The organism is Bradyrhizobium sp. CCGE-LA001 (genome assembly GCF_000296215.2).
In the GTDB taxonomy this organism is placed as follows: Bacteria; Pseudomonadota; Alphaproteobacteria; order Rhizobiales; family Xanthobacteraceae; genus Bradyrhizobium.
Genome location: NZ_CP013949.1, coordinates 2643511 through 2662325 on the forward strand (window position 1 = coordinate 2643511; position 18815 = coordinate 2662325).

An 18815-nucleotide genomic window follows, 5' to 3' on the forward strand; every position below is an offset into this window, starting at 1 on the left:
GGAATTCGCCATGCACGTCACGCGGGATTTTTCGCACTACGTCCGGATGGCCGGCGAGGGTATCAGGCACATCGATCTCGCCGTCGAAGGCGTGCACTGCGCCGGCTGCATGGCCAAGATCGAGCGCGGTCTGTCTGCCATCCCCGACGTCACGCTGGCGCGCGTGAACCTCACCGACCGCCGTGTCGCGCTGGAGTGGAAGGCGGGCACGCTCGATCCTGCCCGCTTCATCGACCGGCTCGAAGAGCTTGGCTACAAGGCCTATCCGTTCGAGACCGAGAGCGCGGAGGTGGCGGAGGTCGCCGAATCCCGCTTCCTGCTGCGTTGCCTCGGTGTCGCTGCGTTCGCCACGATGAACGTCATGATGCTGTCGATCCCGGTGTGGTCGGGCAACGTATCGGACATGCTGCCGGAGCAGCGCGACTTCTTCCACTGGCTGTCGGCGCTGATCGCGCTCCCCGCGGCCGCCTATGCCGGCCAGCCGTTCTTCCGCTCGGCCTGGCGGGCGCTGTCGAACAAGACCACCAACATGGACGTGCCGATCTCGATCGGCGTCTGCCTCGCGCTCGGCATGTCCGTGGTCGAGACCATCCACCACGCCGAACACGCCTATTTCGACGCGGCGATCATGCTGCTGACGTTCCTTCTGGTCGGTCGCGTCCTCGACCAGAACATGCGGCGGCGGACCCGCGCCGTGGCCGGCAACCTTGCCGCGCTGAAAGCAGAGACCGCGGCCAAATTCGTTGGTCCCGACGAGATCTCGCAGGTGCCGGTGGCGGCGATCCATCCCGGCGACATCGTGTTGCTGCGCCCCGGCGAGCGCTGCGCGGTCGACGGCACCGTGATCGAGGGACGGTCCGAGATCGACCAGAGCCTGATCACCGGCGAGACGCTCTATGTCACGGCCGAAAAGGGCACGCCGGTCTATGCGGGATCGATGAACATATCGGGCACGCTGAGGGTGCGGGTCTCGGCTGCTTCCGAGGCGACGCTGCTCGCCGAGATCACGCGGCTGCTCGACAACGCGTTGCAGGCGCGCTCGCGTTACATGCAACTCGCCGACCGCGCCTCGCGGCTCTATGCGCCCGTGGTGCATGCGGCCGCGCTGATCACCATTTTGGGCTGGGTCATCGCAGGTGCAGGTTGGCACGATGCGATCGTGAGCGGCGTCGCTGTCCTGATCATCACCTGTCCCTGCGCGCTGGGCCTTGCGATCCCTACCGTGCAGACGGTGGCCTCGGGCGCGATGTTTAGGTCGGGCGTGCTGCTCAATTCCGGTGATGCCATCGAGCGCCTTGCGGAGGCCGACCACGTCATCTTCGATAAGACCGGCACGCTGACGCTGCCGGACCTGGAAGTGATGAATGCGCCCGATATTCCCGCCGACATCTTCGAGCTCGCCGGACGCCTTGCGCTGTCGAGCCATCACCCCGTTGCCGCCGCGGTGGCGCAGGCGGCCGGTGCCAAGTCTCCCATCGTCGGCGCGGTCGAGGAGGCCGGGCAGGGCGTGCGCGCAACCGTGGACGGAATCGAAATCCGTCTCGGCCGGCCGTCCTTCTGTGGCGCGGAGGCGCTGGTCGCTGACGTGACCCGCCTCGATCCCGAGGCTTCGGTCGTGGCCTTCAGCAAGGGCAGCGCAAGATTCATCCTGTCCGTGCGACAGGGCCTGCGACCGGACGCGCAGGCCGTGATCGCGGCGCTGAAGGCGCGCAATATCGGCATCGAGATCCTCTCCGGCGACCGCGAGCCCGCGGTGAGGGCGGCCGCCCACGCGCTCGACATCCCCGAATGGCGTGCCGGCGTCACCCCTGCCGACAAGATCGCGCGGATCGAGGAGTTGAAGCGGCGCGGCGCAAAAGTGCTGATGGTCGGCGACGGCATGAACGATGCTCCGTCGCTGGCGGCGGCCCATGTTTCGATGTCGCCGATCTCCGCCGCGCATCTCAGCCAGGCAACCGCCGATCTCGTCTTCCTGGGACGGCCGCTCGCTCCCGTGGTCGCAGCCATCGATTCCGCGCGCAAGGCGCTGCATCTGATGCGTCAGAACCTCTGGCTTGCGATCGGCTACAACGTTCTCGCCGTGCCGGTCGCGATCAGCGGCGTGGTGACGCCCCTGATCGCGGCGGCCGCCATGAGCGGATCGTCGATCCTGGTGATGCTCAATTCGTTGCGGGCGCGCAGCGCTTCGCGGGAGATCGCGTGATGGAGATCCTGGTCATCCTGGTCCCGCTGGCGCTCATGCTCGGCGGTGCCGGTCTCGTCGCCTTCCTCTGGTCGCTCCGCAGCGGCCAATACGACGATCTCGACGGCGCCGCCTGGCGCGCCATTGCCGACGACGAGCCGCCGCAGGAAGCACCAGCCAAGCGCTAGCGCTTCAAGTCGATTGTAAGCAGCGCTGCGACGACGAGGGCAAAACCGACGCCTGCCACGCAAGCCTGCCAGCCGAAGGCGTCGAACAACCGTCCCAGTACGGAGGTGCCGACGAGGCCACCGCAGAAATAGCAGGCGAGATAGGTGCCGCTGGCGATGCCGCGGTTGTCGTCGGCGGTCTGCCCGACGAAGCCAGTGGCGGACGCTTGCGCGAAGAACGTGCCGATACCGACCAGAACCATCCCCGCCAGCACCGCGCTCAGGTGCGGCGACAGCATCAAGGGCAGGCCTATTCCGGCCACGGCGAGCGAACCCCAGATCGTCGGCCGCGGTCCGAGGCGAGCTGCGACCCTGCCCGCCAGCAATGTCGTGACCACCGAGGGCAGGAATACGATGTAGACCAAGCCAAGCCCCATCATGCCGAGGGAGAGCGGCGGTCGGACCAGCACGAAATTGACGAAGGTGAACGTGCCGATGAAGGCGAACAGGATGCAAAAGCCGATGCCATAGGCGGCGCGCAGTCGTCGATCACGCCAATGCGCGAACATCACGGCGAGCGGAGACGCTGTCGCCGTCATCGCATGCATCGGCTTGACGCGTTTGATGGTGCAATAGACCAGCGCCGCGCCGGCTAGATTGAGGGCGGCGAAGACGTAGAAGTTCCACGCGAGGCCAAGACCGTCGGCGACGGCCGCCGAGACCAGTCGGCCAATGAGGTTGCTGGCGACGTTTCCGGTGATGTAGGCGGCGAACGCGCCGCCTGCGTCTATCGCGCTGCATTGCTCGCCGAGATAGGCCAGGGTCAGTGCGAAGGCCGAGGCCATGCACAAGCCTTGTGCGACACGAAGAATGGTGAAGACCGCTAGATTGGGAGCGGTCGCCAGCAGGCCCGTGGGGATCGCCAGAAGCAGAAGACTGAACAGGATACCGGTCCGGCGGTTGATATGCGGGCTCAGAATGCCGACGACGAGGCTGGCTGCGGCCATGCCGAAGGTGCTGGCATTGACGGCGAAACCCATCGCGGCCGGGGTGACGCCGTAATGCCGCGTCAGAGACGGCAGGATCGCCTGGGTGGCGAACAGGTCGACGACGGTCAGGAACGCAGTTAGGCCAATCACGAGCGAGCGTAGCGCCAGTCCCGGCGAGTGCGCTTCCGGCATCACCGCGGCTGCTTTGATGGATGAGGAAAGGTTGGTCATGGCGTTGCTCCCGTGACCTATCATTCCGGGCGGCTTTGCGACCCGGAATGACGGAGGCCTGTAGCATGTGGCGCTTTTGTCGGGGCCGAGCGCGCGCCTCGTCCTTCGAGACGACCGCTTCGCCGTCTCCTCAGGATGAGGCTAAGCGACATCATGCCCGCAGAGGCTGCTGCCGCGCACGCGATCCTCATCCTGAGGAGTCCGCCTCAAGCGGGCGTCTCGAAGGATGGCCGCAACTCACTACATGTGATGATCGTTAGGGTCCTTGCGGACGTCGCCGACATAGAGAATGACGGTTTCCTTGCCGGAGTTCTTCCACCAGTGCGAGGTGCCGAACACTTCGGGGCGGATGTCGCCGGCTTTATGCACGATCGGATCGACGCAGTTGGAGGCGTATTCGACGATCTCGCCCTGCTGCACGAAGATCAGGGCCGGGCGGTCGTCATGGCTGTGCCAGGGCACGATGCCGCCGGGCGCGATGGTCAGCTTGCGGAAGCGCAGTTCGCGGCCCTCGATGCGCGCCGGCTGCTTGCCGAGATCGATCGCGCCGAGCGTGACGTCGGTGACGCCGATCGGCTTGTGGTCGACCATTTGCTGTGCGTTCGACCTGATCTTGTCGGCGGGGCATTCGCCGGCGACGCCCGGTTGCGCCGACAGAGTCAATGCGCCGAGGATCGCAAGACCCGGCCAGATCGCGCGAGATGATGTGCGATGCTTGAGCATGGAAGTCTCCTGTGTTGGCCGCGACCGCGATAGTCGCCGGCTGTGGCAGAAGTGTCTTCGACGCGTTGCCCATGCTGAAATGCCCTTTCGCTCTCGGTGCGATAGCGTAGTGCTATGCCGATAGGCGGCGGCTATCGAACCGATGATGGATCGGCATTTTCGCTCGCGCGACTTCCGCCGTTCGATGGCAGGACGCCCGATTGGCGGGCGCTCACGTCAATCCGGAGGAGCATCCCATGACGACATTGTCCAAGACCCTGATTGCCACTGCCGCGTTCGCTATCACGGCCACCTCGGCCTTCTCGCAAGCCACCTGGGATTTCAAGGCCCGCATGGCCTATGTCTATAGCGGGCCCGGCAAGATGTCGGCGATGGCCCCGGCCGAGAAGAACCACGACGCCATGATGAAGAACGCCAAGAAGGTGCCCGACAACACCGTCTTCTTCATGGACAAGGGCACGCTGTACTCCACCTCGGGGCGGCTCGATCCGACCGGCAATTTCTACGTGAACTGAACCAGCCTTCGCGCAGCGGCCGCCCTTGCGGGCGGCCGGACCGCGAAACTAGTATCCGTCCTCTGAACGCCGGAGCAGAAGATGACGAACCTCGCCCCAGCCGATGCCGAACAGCTCAGGCTTGCCTTCCAGCGCTGCCGCGACATGGACGGTACGCTGAACGAACAGCTCCGCGCCTATGCCGACGCCAGCCGCGAGGTCTTCCCCGCCTATGGCGAGGCGGTCGATCGTCTGGTCGCGCGCTTGAACGGCAACGGCGGCGGTGAGACGGCGCCGCGCCCGGGCGATGCAATGCCTCCGTTCATGCTGCCCGACGAGAGCGGGCGCCTTGTCGCGCTTACTTCGCTGCTGGAAAGCGGGCCGGTCGCGGTGATGTTCTTCCGCGGTCATTGGTGCCCCTATTGCCGGCTCAACGTCCGCGCGGTGGTGCAGGCTTTCGGCCGCATCAAGGGGATGGGGGCTCAGGTCGTCGCGATCATGCCGGAGACGCAGGAATATACGCGCCAGCTTAAATCGGACGCCGCTGTGCCATTTCCGGTCCTGACGGATCTCGACAATGGTTATGCGCTCTCGCTCAATCTCGCGATCTGGCTCGGTGCCGAGATTCAAGACCTGTTGTCCTATCAGGACATGGCGAGATTCCACGGCAACGACGGCTGGATGCTGCCGATCCCAGCGGTGTTCGTGGTCGGACGTGACGGCGTCGTGCAGGCCCGCTTCGTCGACCCCGATTTCCGCAAGCGCATGGAGATCGACGATCTGCTGGCGGCGCTGGAAGACGCGAGCAGGGAGAATTGAGCTGCGCGTAGTGTTTTGCCCTCTCCTCTTGTGGGAGAGGGTGGCTCGCCGCGTAGCGGCGAGACGGGTGAGGGGTTCTCTCCGCCGGTAAATCTTTGCGTCGTGTGCGCGGCACCATACCCCTCATCCGGCGCTTCGCGCCACCTTCTCCCACAGGGGGAGAAGGAAGAACTGCAGCAATCATTCTGCAATACTACCGCGCAATTTCTCGCCAGTCCGCGCCGCGCAACATGCGCATCACGGCGTTGCCTACGGCGGTGCGTTGCCTGCCGGCTACTCCGTAGAGGTTGACGGTGCGGCGGGCGTCCAGGCCCGGGACGGCGGCGCGGGTCAGCCGCTCCGGCACGGGCGAGGTGTGCGGCACCATGGCAATGCCCATGTCCGCTTCGACGAGCTCGATCAGGTCGCGCTCGTTCGAAACCTCATGCCCATGTTCGATATCGATGCCGTGCTCGCGCAAGCTCGCAGAGATCCGGCCGGAATGTTCGCAGAACGTCCGGCTGAGAAGCTGCTCCGATCGCAAATCGTCCAGCTCGACCGAGCTGCGGCCGGCCAGGCGATGCCCGTCGCCGACGACCAGCTCGAAACTCTCGGTGAAGAGCGGCCAGACGTCGAGCCGTTCCCAGGCCTCATCGATCTCTGCGGCGATCCCGAGCTCGGCCTCGCCTTTCTTGAGGAATTCGGCGACCTCACGGCTGGTGCCGCGCAGGAAACGGAATTCGAGCCGGTTGAACTGCCGCTTGATCTGGTAGAGATGCGAGAGCAGCAACGCAAGATCGATGGAATGGGTCAGCGCGATGCGCAGCGCGCCGATCTCGCCGCTCTTGAACGAGGAGGCAAGCGAGCGCGCGCCGGCAGCGGCGTCATAGCACTGCTTCAGAAGCGGATGCATGCGCTGGCCTAGCTCGGTCAGTTGCGCAGCAGGCCGCTCGCGACGAAACAGGTCGCCGCCGAATTCGGCCTCGAGCTGCTTGATCGCGCGCGTTAGCGAGGGCTGCGTGACGTTGCATTCCTCGGCGGCGCGCGTGAAGTTCAAGAGCTGCGCGACCGCGAGGAAATAGCGGACCTGATGCATTTCCATGGATCGGCTCCCCAGCAGGATCGACCGGAATCTAGCCGATCGCGGCGGGGAATGACATCCCGGCGGCGATAGCGCCCGCGTATGGTTTTGGAAGGCAGGCGGCATTTCCAAAGAGCGGACGACTGCCGAGAATGGCAGGACGTGGTAATAGTCATACGCCGGCGATTGATAACCTTAGCTCGACAGGAGCGTGACATGAATGGCATGCAGAAGAGCGCGCAGCGGACGGGGATGGACCTGCCGGGCCAGGTTGTTCTCGTGCTTCAAGGCGGCGGTGCGCTCGGCTCTTATCAGGCTGGCGTCTACCAGGCGCTGCACGAGGCCGGCATCGAGCCGGACTGGATCATCGGCACGTCGATCGGCGCCATCAATGCGAGCCTGATTGCCGGCAACGCGCCCGAACACCGGCTGGCGCGCTTGAGGGAATTTTGGAAGCGGATGGAGCAGCAGCCAGTCTGGGACTGGCGCAGCGCGTTTCCAGGTTTCAACGAAAAGCTGGCCTATTGGTCGACCGTGACCCACGGTATTCCGGGCTTCTTCCGGCCCAATCCGCTGGCGCATGCGGGGGATTCCTATCCGCTCGGCGCCGATCATGCCGGCTATTATTCGACAGCGCCGCTGGAGAGGACGCTGAGCGAGCTGGTCGATTTCGATCTGGTCAATCGCTGCGCGCCGCGCCTGACGGTTGGTGCGGCTCATGTCGGCACCAGCGAAATGCGCTATTTCGATAGCCGAGACGACGACATTACGGTGAAGCACGTCATGGCTTCGGGTGCACTACCGCCGGCCTTCCCGGCCGTGCGCATCGACGGCGAGCTCTATTGGGACGGCGGCATTCTGTCGAATACGCCGACTGAAGCCGTGTTCGACGACAATCCACGCAGGAATTCCCTGATCTTCTCGGTGCATCTGTGGAATCCCGTCGGGCCTGAGCCGACGACGATGGCGGAGGTGCTGAACCGGCACAAGGACGTGCAATATTCCAGCCGCATCGCCAGCCAGATCGTGCGACAGCAGCAGGCCCATCGCTTGCGCCATGTTATCAACGAGCTCGCGGCTCGGCTTCCCGAGAGCGAGCGCAACGATCCCGCGGTGATGGAGCTGATGAGCTACGGCTGTCCGACCCGCATGCATGTGGTGCGGCTGCTGACACCGCAGCTCGAGCGCGAGACCCATACCAAGGACATCGACTTCAGTCCGTCAGGCATCACGCGGCGATGGCACGCCGGCTATGCCCATACGAAGTCGGTGCTGGCGCGCAAGCCCTGGATCGGCGAATTCGATCCGCTCGCCGGCGTCGTGTTGCACGAGCATATGGACGAGATGCCGATAGCAGCGGAGTAAGGCCGCAGGCCACCGTTCGCTTCATCGAATTGCCATAGGCATTGCGAATCGTTGCTGGTCCGCAGTGAAAGGCCCTGCAAATGGTGTCCGTGAACGATCTTGAATCCGCTCTCGACCATGTCCGTGCGGATGCGGCGGGACCGGTCGCCGGGGTGTTCGGCCCGGCCTCGATAACCTGGCAAATCGACCGCGAGGCCGTGATCTTCCTCGGCGCCGGCCGTGCGCTGCTGCTGCAGCTGGCGCATCCCTGGGTCGCCGCCGCCATCGCCGAGCATTCGAAAACCCTTGCCGATCCGATCGGACGCTTCCACCGCACCTTTGACATCGTCTTTCCCATGGTGTTCGGCTCGCTGGACCGGGCGCTGCTGTCGTCCCGGCAATTGCACCGGCGTCACGGCATGATCGTCGGGGCGATGCCCGAGACTGTCGGCCCGTTCGCGGCGGGCTCGCGCTATTGTGCCAACGACATCCCATCGCTGCGCTGGGTTCATGCGACGCTTGTCGAGACGGCGCTGATGGCGCATGATCTCATTGTGCCGCCGCTTTCGAGCGCGGAGCGCGAGCGCTACTGGACCGAGAGCCGGCTGTACGGCGCCCTGTTCGGACTGACCGGGACCGATCTGCCCGCGGACTGGGCTGGCTTCGCAGCTTACAACGCGGCGATGGCGCAGTCGGAGACGCTGACCGTCAGCGCGGCGGCGCGCGAGATCGCCGCGCAAATCTTCAGCGGCGCGCGCCCGTGGCTGCGTCCGCCGCGATGGTATCGCGCGCTCACGGCAAGGATGTTGCCTGAGCGGTTACGTACCGGCTTCGGGTTCGAGCTCGATGAGCGGGACGAGAGGGCGGCGGACAACGCGCTGGCATGGATAAGGCGCGTCTATCCGAAATTGCCGGACCGCTTGCGCTATGTCGGCCCCTATCAGGAAGCGCAGGCGCGGCTGCGCGGTGAACCACAGCCCGACTGGATGGTCCGCAGCCTCAATCGGCTCTGGATCGGACGGCCGCAGATGGATGCGCGCGGGAAGGGATGAGGTCCAAATCTTGTGTCCCGGACAAGCCGCAACGCGTGCGCGTTGCGGCGCAGAGCCGGGACCCAGCGAACTCCAACGCGCCATGGGCCCCGGCTCTGCAGCGCATCACGTCGCAAGGGCGACGCGCTGCGCTGCGTCCGGGGCACGAGCGGGGAGTGAGCCGCACTCGTCCAACACCGTCATTGTTCGCAGCGACTTGTCCGCCGAAGCCTTGGCGAAGGCGGAAGCAATCCAGACTGTCACCGCGGAGGCACTCTGGATTGCTTCGTCGCAAGAGCTCCTCGCAATGACGGCGGCTGAGCGACGGGATTCGCAATGGCGGAGAAAACGCCTCCGCCTCACACCGCTGCCAGCTTCCGGTACAGCGCGCCGTAGCTGCCGGCCGAGATGCTCCAGGAGAACGATCGTCCCATGGCGCTGCGGCGCATGGTGTCGAGCTGGTCCTGGGCCATGAACGCTTCGAAGGCGCGGCGGACGCCGCCGAGGAAGGATTCGCGCGAGGGCCTCGAGAACAGGAAGCCGGTCTCGCCGTCGCTGATGGTTTCGGCAAGGCCGCCGGTCTGGTGTCCGATCGGCAGCGAGCCGAAGCGCTGGGCGTACATCTGGCTGAGGCCGCACGGCTCGAAGCGTGAGGGCATCAGAGTAAAATCGCTGCCGGCGAAGATGCGGCGCGCCTGGGCATCGTTGAAGCCGATCACGACGCCGATGGCGTCCGGGCGGCGGCGATGCGCGTCGATCAGGGCCTGCTCGAGCGCCGGCTCGCCCGAGCCGGTGACCACGATCTGCCCGCCGGCATCGACGATCTCGTCGGCGGCCGACAGCACGAGGTCGATGCCCTTCTGGTGCACCAGGCGGGCGACGATGCCGAACATCGGGCCGCGCGACACCGCGAGCCCGAACTGCTTGCGAACGTAATCCGCATTGGCCTTCTTGCCGACCCAGTCGCCGGCGCCGAACTGCTGGGCGAGTTGGGCGCAGGAGCGCGGGTCCCAGCTCTCGTCGATGCCGTTGAGGATGCCGGTGAGCTCGGCGGCGTCGGAGCGGACGCGAAGCAGGCCTTCGAGACCGCAGCCGAATTCCTGCGTCGTGATCTCCCGCGCATAGGTGCCGCTGACGGTGGTGAGATGCGATGCGTAGACCAGCCCGGCCTTGAGAAAGGAGACCTGGTCGTAGAATTCGACGCCGTCGATGTGGAAGGAGCTCTCCGGTGCGCCGATCCGCCGCAGCGAGTCCTTCGGGAAGAGGCCCTGATAGGCGAGGTTGTGGATGGTCAGGATCGACGGCAGCTTGGCGCCGCGCCAAGCGAGATAGGCCGGCACGAGCGAGGCCTGCCAGTCATTGGCATGGATCAGGTCTGCTGCCCAATTCTTGTCCAGCTTGCCCATGGCCAGTTCAGCGGCTGCCGAGGCAAAGCGCGCGAAGCGGATGTCGTTGTCGGGCCAGTCGCGCCCGGACTCGTCGCCATAGGGATTGCCGGGCCGGTCATAGAGTTGTGAGCACAACAGCACGTAGACCGGCAGGCCGTCCTTGGTCGCGGCCCGTCCGAGCGAGCAGGCCGGCATCTCCGCGAAGGCGGGGCAGCGGCCAACGATCTGAATATGCGTGAGTTGCTCGATGATGTCGCGATAGCCCGGCAGCATGATCCGGATATCGGCAAAGGAGCGAAGGGCGCGGGGCAGGGCAGCGGAAACGGCTCCGAGTCCGCCCACACGGACGAAGTCGTCCATCTCTGTCGTGACGAACAAGACCCTCAAGAACAGCTGCCCTCTGTCGATCCCGTTTGCTGCTATGCAAGAACGGGTCCAGTTGCCCTGGAATTATCCAAGCCCGCCCACGCGGCACGTCTGTTCGGTAAACACTTTCCTACTCAGTCGCCGCCCTCTAGGGTCGCCGCATCAACAACAGAGAACTTCGACAGTTCCTAAGAGCCCCAAGGACGCAGGCAGGAATGCAGCTAGCAGATAAGCATGAGGGGACGACGACAAAAGCCTTCGCAGGCCTGCGGGTCCTGGATTTTTCGACCACGATCGCCGGTCCCCATTGCACGCGCATGCTCACCGACATGGGCGCCGAGGTCATCAAGATCGAGACCGACAGCGGCGAGACGATGCGGACCAGGCCTCCGCTGCGCCAGGGGTGCAGCACCGCCTTCGGCCAGCTCAATGTCGGCAAGAAGAGCCTGGTGCTCGACCTCAAATCCGAGGGCGGCACGGAGACGGTGCGCCGGCTGGCGGCGACCGCCGACATCCTGGTCGAGAACTTTCGTCCCGGCGTGATGCGTCGGCTTGGGCTGGACTATGACAGCGTGCGTCAGGTCAATCCGAAGCTGATCTACTGTTCGATCTCGGGCTACGGCCAGACCGGCCCCTCAGCCGAGCTGCCGGCCTATGCGCCGGTGATCCACGCCGCCTCCGGCTACGACATGGCGCATCTCGCCTACCAGCCCGGCCGCAACCGCCCCGATTATTGCGGCATCTATCATGCCGACGTCGTCACCGGCACCTATGGCTTTGGCGCGATCGCGTCTGCGCTCTATCAGCGCACCGTAACGGGCCTTGGCCAGCACATCGACGTCTCCATGCTGGAGACGATGTTGTCGCTGACGTTGACCGAGTTGCAGACCTCGCAATTCGCGGTGAAGCCGACCGCGCGCCCGATGTTCGGGCCGACGGAAACGGCAAACGGCTACGTCATGATCACCGTCGCCAGCGAGAAGTCGTTTCAGGCCCTGATGGGGGTGATCGGCCGTCCCGCATGGATATCAGATCCGCGCTTCTCGACCTACGCCGCGCGCCGCGAGAACTGGGTCGAGATGATGGACGGCGTCGAAGCCTGGTCACGGCAGCTCACGACCGACGCATGCCTTGCCGCGCTCGGCGCGGCCGGCGTCCCCGCCGCCGCCTATCGCACCGTGTCGGAAGCGATGGCCGATCCGCAGCTCGCACATCGACAGGCGTTCTCATCCGTACAGGACGAAGGCGGCTCGTTCCAGGTGCTCAATGTGCCGTTCCGGATGTCGGGAGCCGATACCGCGCCCGCCAGGAGGATGGCCGTGCTCGGCGAGCATACGGATGCGCTGCGCGAGGAGATCGGCCTCGCAAGGGATGCGCCAGTTTCGCCAGGCAAAACAGCCGCGACAAATTGAGTCACATTGCGCCGCACATGCGGCGTTCGAGCCCGCAGCCGTTCCTCTTGCCGTCGCGTGCATTTGTCGTCAAGCTCGCTTCCCAGTCATTCAACGATCCGAAACATCGGACGAGGGATCCCGGGAGGAACCATGACGAAGGCAGCTGCGGTGGCACGCAAGTGCGTGCCGATTTTCCTTGTTGCGGCATTCGCGCTTGTCGCGCCGACGGCGCAGGCGCAGAAATCGGGCGGCAGCATCACCGTCGGACAGGAGCTGGAGATCGCAGGCTTCGATCCGCTCAAGGTCGGCGTCTACGACACCTCGACCTTCACCGCCGCCGCCGCGATCTTCGACACGCTGACCACGCTGAACGAGAAGGGTGAGGCAGCGCCGAAACTAGCGGTGTCCTGGACGCACTCCGACGACTACATGAGCTGGACCTTCAAGCTGCGCCAGGGAGTGAAATTTCACGACGGCACGCCATTCAACGCGCAGGCCTTCAAGGAGAACTTCGACCGGCAGAAGAATCCCGCCAACAAGTGCCGCTGCGCCTTCTACATCACCAACGTCAAGGAGGTGCTGGCGCCGGACGACTACACGCTCGTCTACAATCTCACCGATCCCTCCGTGAACCTGCCTGCGGTGATCACCATCCAGAGCTCCAATAACGTCATTCAGTCGCCGACGGCCTGGAAGACCAAGGGTGACGACTACAACCGCAATCCCGTTGGCACCGGGCCCTACATCCTGAAATCCTGGACCGCCGGCGACCGCATGGTGCTGGAGAAGAACCCTGATTATTGGGACAAGGGCCGCCCCTATCTTGATCGCATCGTCCTGAAGCCGCTGCCCGATGCGCAGTCGCGCTTTGCTTCGCTGCAATCGGGCGAGGCGGACATCATCTGGGACGACGAGAACGACGCCGACAATATCATGAAGGCGCAGAAGGACCCCAAGCTCACCGTTCACACCTACAAGGGCTCGGGCGCGCAGGTCTATGCCTTCAACACCAAGACGGCGCCGTTCGATGACGTCCGCGTGCGCCAGGCGCTGGTGATGGCGATCGACCGTCCGAAGATGTCGCAGGCGATCAGCAACGGCCTGAGCCGGCCCGCCAGCAATCCCTACGGCGACGGTTCCTGGGTCAAGTGCAAGGACGACGGCGCGCTGCCGTACGACGTGGAAAAGGCCAAGGCGCTGATCAAGGACTACGGCAAGCCGGTCGAGTTCAAGATGCTGGTAACGGCGACGCCGCGCGGCCGCATGGTCGGTCAGGTGCTCCAGCAGTTCTGGAAGCGCGCCGGTGCCAATATGGAGATCGAGCAGGTCGACCAGGCCACTATTCCATCGCGCGCCTTCACCCGCCAATTCCAGCTGACGCCGTGGCGCATCGTCGATCTCGCCGATCCCGATCCGCAGATGTACGCCAATTTCCGCAGCGGCAGCCCGCTCGCGCTGTCCAACTTCAGCGATCCGGAGCTCGACCGGCTGCTCGACCACGCCCGCGTCACGGCCGATCTCGGCCAGCGCACCGAGGATTATTGCGCGATCAGCCGCCTGATCAACAAGGAGGCGATCTGGTTCTGGACCTTCCAGAACACCTATTACGCGCTGTCGAGTGCCAAGCTGAAAGGCTTTCCGAAGATCTACAACGGCGTGATCGACGTCTCGACCACCTGGCTGGAATGACCGCGCGATGCTGAACTTCGTCGTTCGGCGGCTGCTCGCCATGCTGCCGGTTCTGCTCGCCGTGTCGCTGCTGACCTTCCTGATCGCGTCGCTGCTGCCGGGCGATCTTGCGCTCGTCATTCTCGGCGATCAGGCGACGCCGGAGAATGTCGCGGCGCTGCGCCGTGACATGGGGCTCGATCAGCCGCTGTGGTGGCGCTATCTCAGCTGGCTCGGCCATGTCTTGCAGGGCGATCTCGGCCGTTCCTTCCGCACCGGCCAGACGGTGCTCCAGGCGGTGGCCGAGCGCATCCCGGTCTCGCTGCAGTTGATGCTGATGGCCGAGTTCATCGGGCTCCTGATCGGCGTGCCGCTTGCGATTGCCTGCGCCGCGCGTGCCGGCGGCGCGTTCGACCGCTTCATGACCGGCGGCGCTTTCGCCATGCTGTCGATGCCGTCTTTTCTGACTGCGATCCTGCTGATCTATCTGTTCGCGGTCGAGCTGCGCTGGCTGCCGGCGACGGGCTACGTGCCGTTCAGCGAGGCGCCGCTGGCAAACCTGCGCTTCTTCGTGCTGCCGGCGCTGACGCTGGCGCTGGCGGAATGGCCGGGGATCATGCGGGTGCTGCGCTCCGACATGATCGCAACCTTGCAGGAGGATTACATCGCGCTCGCCAAGGCCAAGGGTCTCACGCCCGCGCGCATCCTGTTCGTGCACGCGCTCAAACCCTCGTCGCTGACGCTGGTGACGGTGACGGGAATCAATATCGGCCGCCTGCTCGGCGGCACGCTGATCGTGGAATCGATTTTTGCGCTGCCCGGTATCGGCCGGCTGCTGGTCGGCGCGATCTACACCCGCGACCTCGTCATCCTCCAGGGCGTGGTGCTGCTGGTCGCCTGCGGCTTCGTCATCGTGAACTTCATCGTCGACATGCTCTACGCCGTGCTCGACCCCAGGATCCGCCATGGCCACGCTTGAGCTGTCACTTCAAGACGAGGCCGTGTCGGCGCCCGTTCGCCGGCGCAAGCTCGGCGTCCTGTTCTGGCTCGCGAGTTGTTGGCTTGCGATCATTCTCGCACTTGCGATCCTCGCGCCGGTGCTGCCGCTGCAGAACCCTGTCGACATGGACATGCTGGAGCGCCGTGCCGCGTTCTCTAGAGAGCATTGGCTCGGCACCGACGGGCTCGGGCGCGACGAGCTGGCCCGGCTGATCTTCGGCGCGCGCGTCTCGCTGACGGTCGGGCTGATCGCGCCGATGATCAGTCTCGTTTTCGGCGGCGCCCTCGGCCTCTTTGCCGGCTATTTCCGCGGCCGGTTCGAGACGCTGGTGGTCGGCAGCATGGACGTGCTGCTGGCCTTTCCGCCGCTCATCTTCGCGCTCGCCGTGACGGCCTATCTCGGCCAATCCGTTCCCAATCTCACCATGATCCTCGGCGTGCTAGGGATTCCCGCCTTCATGCGCGTGGCACGCGCGGCGACGCTGACGCTGGCGCGGCGCGAATTCGTGATCGCCGCGGAGGCGTTGGGCGCCAGCCATGCCCGCATCATCCTGCGCGAGCTGCTGCCGAACGTGATCCTGCCGCTGCTCGCCTTCTTCCTGCTCGGCGTCGCCGTCACCATCGTGGTCGAGGGTGCGCTGTCGTTTCTCGGCCTTGGCGTGCCGCCGCCGATGGCGAGCTGGGGCAGCATGATCGGTGAGGGACGCGAGAGTCTCGACGTGGCGCCGCGGCTCGCCTTCCTGCCGGCAACGGGGCTGTTCCTGACCGTGCTGGCCTTCAACCTCGTCGGTGATACTTTGCGGGCGCTGACCGACCCGCGTCAGGGGGCGCTGTGAGCGGCCCGCTGCTGATCATCGAGGACGTCGCGGTCGAGCTGCCGACGCCACGCGGAAACCTGCGCGCCGTCGATCATGTCGATCTCGCGCTTAACGCCGGCCGCACGCTCGGCATCGTCGGCGAATCCGGCTGCGGCAAGACCATGCTGTCGCGCGCGGTGCTTCAGCTGCTGCCGAAGAAGGCAAAACTCACCGGACGCGTGATGTTCGACGGCGAGGATCTGGTGCGGCTCGATCCAGAACGCTTGCGCCGTCTGCGCGGGCGCGATCTCGCCGTCGTGTTCCAGGATCCCATGACCTCGCTCAACCCGGTGCTGACCATCGGCACCCAGTTGATGGAGACGATCCAGGAGCATCTCGAGCTGGATGCGCCGGCGGCGAAGAAGCGCAGCATCGAGCTGCTCGCCGCCGTCGGCATTCCGGCGCCGGAGCAGCGGCTCGCGCAATATCCGCATCAATGCTCCGGCGGCATGCGCCAGCGCATTGCGATCGCAATTGCGCTGTCCTGCGAGCCGAAGCTCTTGATCGCGGATGAGCCGACGACGGCGCTCGACGTCACCATCCAGGCGCAGATCCTCGATCTGCTGGCCCGTGAGCAGCGCCGCCGGCACATGGCAATGATCATCATTACACATGATCTCGGAGTCGTCGCCGGCCGCGCCGACGAGGTCGCGGTGATGTATGCGGGCAGGGTGGTGGAGCGTGCGCCGACATCTGCACTCTTCAAGCGCATGCACATGCCCTACACCGAGGCGCTGCTGGCGGCGATTCCGAAGCTGGAGGCCGCACCGCATACGCCCCTGCCTGCGATCTCCGGCCGCCCGCCCGATCCGACGCGGCCGCTGAAGGGCTGCTCCTTTGCGCCGCGCTGCCGCTATGCCGCGGGGCGCTGCCATGAGGCCAAGCCCGAGCTGAAGGGCGCCGAGATGGCCGGTCATCTCTATGCCTGCTTCCATCCGATCCGGATGGCCGAGGGGATCGGCGCATGATGCAACTTGCCGTGCGCCCCGCGCCGCTGCTCAACGTCGACAATCTCGTGGTCGAATATGGCCTCGGCAACAAGACGGTGCATGCCGTCTCAGGCGTCAGCCTCGAGGTCGCGCGCGGCGAGACGCTGGGGCTGGTCGGCGAATCCGGCTGCGGCAAGTCGACGCTGGGGCGCGCGGTGCTGCAATTGCGCCGCGCCAAATCCGGCCAGGTGATGTTTGACGGCGAGGATCTGACCGCAATGCAGGGCGAGGCGCTGCGCAAGATGCGTCGCCGCGTGCAGCTGATCTTCCAGGATCCGATCGCCTCGCTCAATCCGCGCCGGCGCATCGGCGACATCGTGGCAGAGCCGTTGATTATCGCCGGCGTCAAGGATGCCGCCGAGCGCAAAAGACGCGTTCACGAGGTGCTCTCCGCGGTCGGGCTCGATCCTGATCTCGTGGCGGGCCGCCTGCCGCATGAATTCTCCGGCGGCCAGTGCCAGCGCATCTGCATCGCGCGCGCGCTGGTGCTCAATCCCGAGTTCATCGTCTGCGACGAGCCGGTGTCGGCGCTCGACGTCTCCATCCGGGCGCAGATCCTCAATCTGCTGGAAGAGATGAAGGCGCGCTTCGGTCTGACGCTGCTGTTCATCGCGCATGATCTCGCAGTCGTGAAAGCCGTCAGCGACCGTGTCGCGGTGATGTATCTCGGCCGGCTCTGCGAGGTCGGGCCCTCGGAGCAGTTGTTCGCAAAGCCTGCACATCCCTATACCGGGCTGCTGTTGCAGGCGATCCCGGTGCCCGATCCGGACGTGCGTCCCGCCGAGAGTGTGGCGGCCGGCGAGCCGCCATCGCCGATTGCGCCGCCGTCCGGCTGCCGCTTCCGCACCCGCTGCCCGCGCGCCGATCAGCAATGCAGCGCGGAGATACCGGAGTTGCGCGAGGTCGCGCCCGGCCAGTTCGCCGCTTGCCACCATCCGCTGGCCTGAACTAAGACCGGTTTGTCTCGCCTTGCCGGCCATGGCATGGTGACGCGACAACGAGAAGCATGCGGGAGGACGCCGATGAAGAGTTTCAAGGTTGCCGATTTCAAGGCGCCGCTGCAGGAGGTCGACGAGGCGACGCCGCAGCCGTCGGGCACGCAGGTGCTGATCAAGGTCAAGGCCGCCGGCGTCTGCCACAGCGACCTCCACATCTGGGAGGGTGGCTACGATCTCGGCCATGGCCGCAAGCCGCTGTCGCTGAAGGATCGCGGCATCAACCTGCCGCTGACCATGGGCCATGAGACCGTCGGTGAGGTTCTCGCTTTCGGTCCCGATGTGAAGCCGACCGATCAGGGCGATCTCAGGCACGGCGATGTCGGCCTCGTCTATCCCTGGATCGGCTGCGGCAAGTGCGCGACATGCCTGGCCGGTGACGAGAACATGTGCCTCACGCCGCGCTCTCTCGGGGTCTATTGCGACGGCGGCTACTCCGATCACATGCTGGTGCCGCATCCGCGCTATCTGCTCAATCTGAAAGGGCTCGACCCGGCGACGACCGCGCCCTATGCCTGCTCGGGCGTCACCACCTACAGCGCGCTGAAAAAGGTGGAGCAGCATTTCGATACGCCGATCGTGATGTTCGGCGCCGGCGGCCTCGGCCTAATGGCGCTGTCGCTGCTGAAGGCGATGGGCGGCAAGGGCGCGATCATGGTCGACATCGACGCCAGGAAGCGCGAAGCGGCGGAGAAGGCCGGCGCGCTCGCGACCGTCGATCCCAAGGCGCCGGATGCACTGGAGCAGCTTGCGAAGAAAGCGGGCGGGCCGATCCGGGCCGTGATCGATCTCGTCGGCAACGCCGCCACGACGCAGCTCGGCTTCGATTGCCTCACCAAGGGCGGCAAGCTCGTGATCGTCGGCCTGTTCGGCGGCGGCGCGACCTGGGCGCTGCCGCTGATTCCGATCAAGGCCATCACGATCCAGGGCAGCTATGTCGGCAATCTGCGCGAGACTCAGGAGCTGCTCGACCTCGTGCGCACGAAGAAGGTGCCACCGATCCCGGTGACGACCGCACCGCTCGCGAAGGCCAACGATGCGCTGGTGCAGTTGCAGCAGGGCGCTGTGGTCGGACGCACGGTGCTGACGCCGTAACGGACGCTCTCTCCTCCGTCATTG

17 protein-coding genes are annotated in these 18815 nt (G+C 65.4%); 13 read left to right on the forward strand and 4 right to left on the reverse strand.

Features of this window, described 5'->3' with window-relative positions:
* Positions 1-10 precede the first annotated feature (10 nt).
* Both BCCGELA001_RS12415 and ccoS read left to right on the forward strand, forming a co-directional pair.
* On the forward strand, positions 11-2203 hold the full coding sequence (locus BCCGELA001_RS12415; protein WP_060735412.1) for a cation-translocating P-type ATPase: 2193 nt from the start codon (positions 11-13) through the stop codon (positions 2201-2203).
* A complete protein-coding gene (ccoS, locus tag BCCGELA001_RS12420) occupies positions 2203-2370 on the forward strand; it encodes a cbb3-type cytochrome oxidase assembly protein CcoS (RefSeq protein ID WP_008550618.1) in 168 nt (55 codons plus the stop codon). The genes BCCGELA001_RS12415 and ccoS overlap by 1 nt, the downstream gene beginning before the upstream one ends.
* Here the strand turns inward: ccoS and BCCGELA001_RS12425 are convergent.
* Together BCCGELA001_RS12425 and BCCGELA001_RS12430 are read right to left on the reverse strand one after the other, a co-directional pair.
* On the reverse strand, positions 2367-3569 hold the full coding sequence (locus tag BCCGELA001_RS12425; protein ID WP_008550616.1) for an MFS transporter: 1203 nt from the start codon (positions 3567-3569) through the stop codon (positions 2367-2369). The genes ccoS and BCCGELA001_RS12425 overlap by 4 nt on opposite strands.
* Before the next feature lie 240 nt (positions 3570-3809).
* Positions 3810-4292, reverse strand: a complete 483-nt coding sequence (locus tag BCCGELA001_RS12430; RefSeq protein ID WP_008550614.1) for a cupin domain-containing protein — start codon at positions 4290-4292, stop codon at positions 3810-3812.
* A gap of 236 nt (positions 4293-4528) precedes the next feature.
* Between BCCGELA001_RS12430 and BCCGELA001_RS12435 the strand changes: the two genes are divergently transcribed.
* The gene (locus tag BCCGELA001_RS12435) at positions 4529-4807 is read left to right on the forward strand and encodes a hypothetical protein (protein ID WP_060737630.1); all 279 of its coding nucleotides are present in this window, start codon (positions 4529-4531) and stop codon (positions 4805-4807) included.
* An 81-nt stretch (positions 4808-4888) separates the two neighbouring features.
* On the forward strand, positions 4889-5605 hold the full coding sequence (locus BCCGELA001_RS12440; RefSeq protein ID WP_008550609.1) for a peroxiredoxin-like family protein: 717 nt from the start codon (positions 4889-4891) through the stop codon (positions 5603-5605).
* A gap of 193 nt (positions 5606-5798) precedes the next feature.
* Here BCCGELA001_RS12440 and BCCGELA001_RS12445 read toward each other — a convergent pair whose 3' ends face one another.
* Positions 5799-6686, reverse strand: a complete 888-nt coding sequence (locus tag BCCGELA001_RS12445) for a LysR family transcriptional regulator (protein ID WP_008550606.1) — start codon at positions 6684-6686, stop codon at positions 5799-5801.
* A 195-nt stretch (positions 6687-6881) separates the two neighbouring features.
* On the opposite strand from BCCGELA001_RS12445, the gene BCCGELA001_RS12450 reads away from it, so the two are divergent.
* Both BCCGELA001_RS12450 and BCCGELA001_RS12455 read left to right on the forward strand, forming a co-directional pair.
* Entirely contained in the window at positions 6882-8030 is a 1149-nt protein-coding gene (locus tag BCCGELA001_RS12450; RefSeq protein WP_008550605.1) for a patatin-like phospholipase family protein, read from the forward strand.
* 80 nt (positions 8031-8110) lie between these two features.
* Complete coding sequence (locus tag BCCGELA001_RS12455) at positions 8111-9061, forward strand: oxygenase MpaB family protein (protein WP_060735413.1); 951 nt, start codon at positions 8111-8113, stop codon at positions 9059-9061.
* Between the two features lie 338 nt (positions 9062-9399).
* Here the strand turns inward: BCCGELA001_RS12455 and glgA are convergent, their stop codons facing one another.
* On the reverse strand, positions 9400-10815 hold the full coding sequence (gene glgA, locus BCCGELA001_RS12460; RefSeq protein ID WP_060735414.1) for a glycogen synthase GlgA: 1416 nt from the start codon (positions 10813-10815) through the stop codon (positions 9400-9402).
* A gap of 194 nt (positions 10816-11009) precedes the next feature.
* On the opposite strand from glgA, the gene BCCGELA001_RS12465 reads away from it, so the two are divergent.
* The 7 genes from BCCGELA001_RS12465 (at position 11010) to BCCGELA001_RS12495 (ending at position 18791) form a co-directional block, all read left to right on the forward strand.
* Positions 11010-12206, forward strand: coding sequence for a CaiB/BaiF CoA transferase family protein (locus BCCGELA001_RS12465; protein WP_060735415.1), 1197 nt, complete (start codon positions 11010-11012; stop codon positions 12204-12206).
* Positions 12207-12338: 132 nt separating this feature from the next.
* Positions 12339-13877, forward strand: a complete 1539-nt coding sequence (locus tag BCCGELA001_RS12470; RefSeq protein WP_060735416.1) for an ABC transporter substrate-binding protein — start codon at positions 12339-12341, stop codon at positions 13875-13877.
* Between the two features lie 7 nt (positions 13878-13884).
* Complete coding sequence (locus BCCGELA001_RS12475; protein WP_008550569.1) at positions 13885-14835, forward strand: ABC transporter permease; 951 nt, start codon at positions 13885-13887, stop codon at positions 14833-14835.
* Positions 14822-15691: an ABC transporter permease gene (locus tag BCCGELA001_RS12480; protein WP_008550567.1), complete on the forward strand. Its 870-nt coding sequence runs from the start codon at positions 14822-14824 to the stop codon at positions 15689-15691. Before BCCGELA001_RS12475 ends, BCCGELA001_RS12480 begins: the two co-directional genes overlap by 14 nt.
* Complete coding sequence (locus BCCGELA001_RS12485; protein ID WP_060735417.1) at positions 15688-16680, forward strand: ABC transporter ATP-binding protein; 993 nt, start codon at positions 15688-15690, stop codon at positions 16678-16680. Before BCCGELA001_RS12480 ends, BCCGELA001_RS12485 begins: the two co-directional genes overlap by 4 nt.
* Positions 16677-17648, forward strand: coding sequence for an ABC transporter ATP-binding protein (locus tag BCCGELA001_RS12490; RefSeq protein WP_060735418.1), 972 nt, complete (start codon positions 16677-16679; stop codon positions 17646-17648). Before BCCGELA001_RS12485 ends, BCCGELA001_RS12490 begins: the two co-directional genes overlap by 4 nt.
* Positions 17649-17723: 75 nt before the next feature.
* Positions 17724-18791, forward strand: a complete 1068-nt coding sequence (locus tag BCCGELA001_RS12495) for an alcohol dehydrogenase (protein WP_008550552.1) — start codon at positions 17724-17726, stop codon at positions 18789-18791.
* Positions 18792-18815: the final 24 nt, after the last annotated feature.